Source organism: Streptomyces sp. WELS2 (genome assembly GCF_013870595.1).
GTDB lineage: Bacteria > Actinomycetota > Actinomycetes > Streptomycetales > Streptomycetaceae > Streptomyces.
On sequence record NZ_JACBWZ010000528.1, the window covers coordinates 1 to 4,495 of the forward strand.

6 protein-coding genes are annotated in these 4,495 nt (G+C 70.0%); 4 read left to right on the plus strand and 2 right to left on the minus strand.

Translation table 11 applies throughout. From position 1 onward, the window contains the following. The coding region (gene ndgR, locus H5J33_RS24825; protein ID WP_181797098.1) for an IclR family transcriptional regulator NdgR at window positions 1-609 on the minus strand (609 nt) is incomplete at its 3' end. A 207-nt stretch (window positions 610-816) separates the two neighbouring features. On the opposite strand from ndgR, the gene leuC reads away from it, so the two are divergent. The 4 genes from leuC to H5J33_RS24845 all read left to right on the plus strand — a co-directional run bounded on the left by leuC (window position 817) and on the right by H5J33_RS24845 (window position 4,133). Beyond that, window positions 817-2,241 (plus strand): 3-isopropylmalate dehydratase large subunit, encoded by a 1,425-nt coding sequence (gene leuC, locus H5J33_RS24830; protein ID WP_181797099.1) that lies wholly within the window; start codon window positions 817-819, stop codon window positions 2,239-2,241. Window positions 2,242-2,246: 5 nt separating this feature from the next. Continuing rightward, window positions 2,247-2,840, plus strand: coding sequence for a 3-isopropylmalate dehydratase small subunit (leuD, locus tag H5J33_RS24835; RefSeq protein ID WP_181797100.1), 594 nt, complete (start codon window positions 2,247-2,249; stop codon window positions 2,838-2,840). A 274-nt stretch (window positions 2,841-3,114) separates the two neighbouring features. Beyond that, complete coding sequence (locus H5J33_RS24840) at window positions 3,115-3,345, plus strand: hypothetical protein (protein ID WP_181797101.1); 231 nt, start codon at window positions 3,115-3,117, stop codon at window positions 3,343-3,345. A 137-nt stretch (window positions 3,346-3,482) separates the two neighbouring features. Beyond that, complete coding sequence (locus H5J33_RS24845) at window positions 3,483-4,133, plus strand: HU family DNA-binding protein (protein ID WP_181797102.1); 651 nt, start codon at window positions 3,483-3,485, stop codon at window positions 4,131-4,133. A 70-nt stretch (window positions 4,134-4,203) separates the two neighbouring features. Here H5J33_RS24845 and H5J33_RS24850 read toward each other — a convergent pair whose 3' ends face one another. Further along, on the minus strand, window positions 4,204-4,407 hold the full coding sequence (locus tag H5J33_RS24850; RefSeq protein ID WP_181797103.1) for a hypothetical protein: 204 nt from the start codon (window positions 4,405-4,407) through the stop codon (window positions 4,204-4,206). Window positions 4,408-4,495: the final 88 nt, after the last annotated feature.

The window sequence follows — 4,495 nt, forward strand, 5'->3', positions numbered from 1 at the left end:
GGAGACGGCGGCCACCACGCGGTTGGAGGGCCCGCGCACGGGCGCCGAGACGGACGCGACGCCCGGCTCGCGCTCACCGATGGACTGGGCCCAGCCGCGCCGCCGTACGCCGGACAGGGCCGTCGCCGTGAAGCGGGCGCCCTGCAGGCCCCGGTGCAGCCGCTCCGGCTCCTCCCAGGCGAGCAGGATCTGCGCCGAGGAGCCCGCCTTCATGGTGAGTGTGGAGCCGACCGGGACGGTGTCCCGCAGGCCGGAGAGACGTTCCGCCGCGGCCACACAGATCCGCATGTCACCCTGGCGCCGGTAGAGCTGGGCGCTCTCGCCGGTGACATCACGGAGGTGGGTGAGCACGGGGCCCGCCGTGGCCAGCAGACGGTCCTCGCCCGCCGCCGCCGCGAGCTCGGCCAGGCGCGGGCCGAGGATGAACCGGCCCTGCATGTCGCGCGCCACCATGCGGTGGTGTTCCAGGGCCACGGCCAGGCGGTGGGCCGTGGGTCGTGCCAGTCCGGTCGCTCCGACCAGACCCGCGAGGGTGGCCGGACCGGACTCCAGAGCGCTCAGGACGAGGGCCGCCTTGTCCAGAACGCCGACGCCGCTACTGTTGTCCATGCAACGATATTCACGTCTCACTCTGTGAAACGCAAGTTCAATTTTCCGTGGAACGCGCCACCCTGGAACCACACGACGGCCCGAAGACCAACGGGCCTGGCGGTGGACGCCCGGAATCACGACGTTCAGGGGCCCGGAACAGGGCAGCCACCGCCCCTCAAGATCTCTAGTTGGGTCGGTGGACGCTTGCCGGCCGGAGGGAAAGCGATGGGTAGGACACTCGCGGAGAAGGTCTGGGACGACCACGTCGTCCGGCGCGCCGAGGGCGAGCCCGACCTCCTCTACATCGATCTGCACCTGCTGCACGAGGTGACCAGCCCCCAGGCCTTCGACGGCCTGCGCAAGAGCGGCCGGAAGGTCCGCCGCCTCGACCTCACCATCGCGACCGAGGACCACAACACCCCGACCCTCGACATCGACAAGCCGATCGCCGACCCGGTCTCCCGCGCCCAGCTGGAGACCCTGCGCAAGAACTGCGCCGACTTCGGTGTGCGGCTGCACCCGCTGGGCGACGTCGAGCAGGGCGTCGTGCACGTCGTCGGCCCGCAGCTGGGCCTGACCCAGCCCGGCACCACGGTCGTCTGCGGCGACTCGCACACCTCCACGCACGGAGCCTTCGGCGCGCTGGCGTTCGGCATCGGCACCTCGCAGGTCGAGCACGTGCTGGCCACCCAGACGCTGCCCATGGCCCGCCCGAAGACCATGGCCATCACCGTCGAGGGCGAGCTGCCCGAGGGCGTCACCGCCAAGGACCTGATCCTGGCGATCATCGCGCGGATCGGCACCGGCGGCGGCCAGGGCTACATCCTGGAGTACCGCGGCTCCGCCATCGAGAAGCTGTCGATGGAGGCCCGGATGACCATCTGCAACATGTCGATCGAGGCCGGTGCCCGCGCCGGCATGATCGCCCCGGACGAGACCACCTTCGAGTACCTCAAGGGCCGCCCGCACGCCCCCGAGGGCGCCGACTGGGACGCGGCCGTGGCGTACTGGAAGACCCTGCGCACCGACGACGACGCCGTCTTCGACGCCGAGGTGGTCATCGACGCCGCCGAGCTGTCGCCGTTCGTCACCTGGGGCACCAACCCCGGCCAGGGCGCGCCGCTTTCGGCCACCGTCCCCGACCCGGCTTCGTACGAAGACGCTTCGGAGCGCCTGGCCGCCGAAAAGGCCCTGGAATACATGGGGTTGGAGGCCGGTCAGCCGCTGCGCTCCATCACCGTGGACACCGTCTTCGTAGGCTCGTGCACCAACGGCCGCATCGAGGACCTGCGCGCCGCCGCCGGCATCCTGCGCGGCCGCAAAGTCGCCGACGGCGTACGGATGCTGGTCGTGCCCGGCTCCGCGCGGGTCGGTCTGCAGGCCGTCTCCGAGGGCCTGGACGTGGTCTTCAAGGAGGCCGGCGCCGAATGGCGGCACGCGGGCTGCTCGATGTGCCTCGGCATGAACCCCGACCAGCTGGCCCCGGGCGAGCGCTCCGCCTCCACCTCCAACCGCAACTTCGAGGGCCGGCAGGGCAAGGGCGGCCGTACGCACCTGGTGTCGCCGCAGGTCGCGGCGGCCACCGCCGTCCTCGGCCACCTGGCCTCGCCCGCCGACCTGACCGACGCCCCCGTGCCCGCTGGAGTCTGAGAATCATGGAAGCCTTCACCACCCACACCGGCCGGGCCGTCCCGCTGCGCCGCAGCAACGTCGACACCGACCAGATCATCCCCGCCCACTGGCTCAAGAAGGTCACCCGCGACGGCTTCGAGGACGGGCTGTTCGAGGCCTGGCGCAAGGACCCCGAGTTCATCCTCAACCGCCCCGAGCGGCAGGGTGCCACGGTCCTGGTCGCCGGCCCCGACTTCGGCACCGGCTCCTCGCGCGAGCACGCCGTCTGGGCGCTGCAGAACTACGGCTTCAAGGCCGTGATCTCCGCCCGCTTCGCCGACATCTTCCGCGGCAACTCGCTGAAGAACGGCCTGCTCACCGTGGTCCTGGACCAGAAGATCGTGGACGCCCTGTGGGAGCTGACCGAGGCGGACCCGACCGCCGAGGTCACCGTCGACCTCGAGGCGCGCGAGGTGCGCGCCGAGGGCATCACCGCCTCCTTCGAGCTGGACGAGAACTCCCGCTGGCGGCTGCTGAACGGCCTGGACGACATCTCCATCACGCTGCGGAACGAGGACGACATCGCCGCCTACGAGGCGGAGCGCCCCGCCTACAAGCCGCGCACGCTCCCGGTCTGATCCGGTAGCCGGCCAGGCCCCTCAGGGTCGGGTTTCGGCCACCGCGACGTCCCGTCTGTACCCCCGGTCGCCACGATCGGGGGTACAGCCATGTCTGCCCCCGACCGCACCTGCCACACCCTGCGGATTCTCTCAACTTGCCGTGTTACGAAGGTCGTTGGCTGGGTAGGTGAGTGCTGTGTTCGGCTCCTTCGCAAGTGCCTGGAAGGCCAATTGAGGCGGTAGTTGCCCCCCTGCGCAGGCGACAACTCGCCCCAGATGGCACAATCTGTGCATGGAACACGACGGCCAACTCCAGCTCTATACGGCGGTCGCGAACCAACTCAAGGAAGCGCACGCAAGGGTGCGCGCACTGCAAGTCCCGGAGGGCGTACGGGTGGCGCTGACCCGGAAGCTGCTGGTCATTACGGCCGCGGCCAAGCACGACCTGGCCGACGCGGCAAGGCGGCTCGATCGGTTCACTGCGGATCTCGACGCGGGTCGGATCCCCGAAGGGGACCGTTGAAACCGTCCGAGACGGCCGAGTCCGTTGCGGCACAAGGGTGATAAGCCCGTTTCGTGTTTGATTTGCGGTATATATCTGCCTAACGTGCGAAAAAGCTTGAACACTTTCGTTCTGGCGATGTCTCCGAAGGGGAAGACGTGAACAAGGCGCAGCTCGTAGAAGCGATTGCCGACAAGTTGGGTGGCCGCCAGCAGGCCGCCGATGCTGTCGATCATGTCCTGGACGCCATCGTCCGCGCGGTCGTCGCGGGCGAGCGGGTCTCGGTCACCGGCTTCGGTTCCTTCGAGAAGGTGGACCGCCCCGCCCGTTACGCCCGCAATCCTCAGACGGGCGAGCGGGTTCGGGTCAAGAAGACCTCCGTGCCGCGTTTCCGCGCCGGTCAGGGCTTCAAGGACCTGGTGAGCGGCTCGAAGAAGCTCCCGCGTGGTGGCGAGGTGGCCGTCAAGAAGGCGCCGAAGGGCAGCCTGTCCGGCCCGCCGCCCACCATCGCCAAGGCCGCCGGCAAGAAGGCCGCCGCCAAGAAGACGACGACGGCCGCGGCGAAGAAGACCACGGCGAAGAAGGCGACGCCGGCGAAGAAGACGACGACGGCCGCCGCGAAGAAGACCACGGCGAAGAAGGCGCCCGCCAAGAAGACCACGGCGACCGCCAAGACCACCGCGGCCAAGAAGACCACCGCCAAGAAGGCCCCGGCGAAGAAGGTCACCGCGAAGAAGGCCCCGGCCAAGAAGTCGACGGCCCGCAAGACCACCGCCAAGAAGACGACCGCCCGCAAGGCGACGTCGTAAGGCCGCCAGGGCACTCACGCGCCGGGCCGGACTCCCCAGGGAGCCCGGCCCGCGGCGTGTGCAAGGGCGGTTACAGGGTTTGAAGGGTTACGAGGGTGATCCGCAGCGCGTCGCCCTCGCCCTCCGTCTCGATCCGCACCCGCTGCCCGGGGCGGAGCAGCAACAGGCCCCCGGCGTCGAACGCGGCGGCGTCGAAGGGCACGGGGGTGCCGTCGTCGAGGAGCACCTGTCCGCTGCGGGTCTGCGGGTCGTAGGTGTATGCGGTGGCCTGCATGACGGTCAGCCTAGTGGGCGTCCCCGGGCCCCGGGATCAGCAGCCCCGCCGCCACCGCCGCCGTGAACCGCCCCACCCCCAGGGCCAG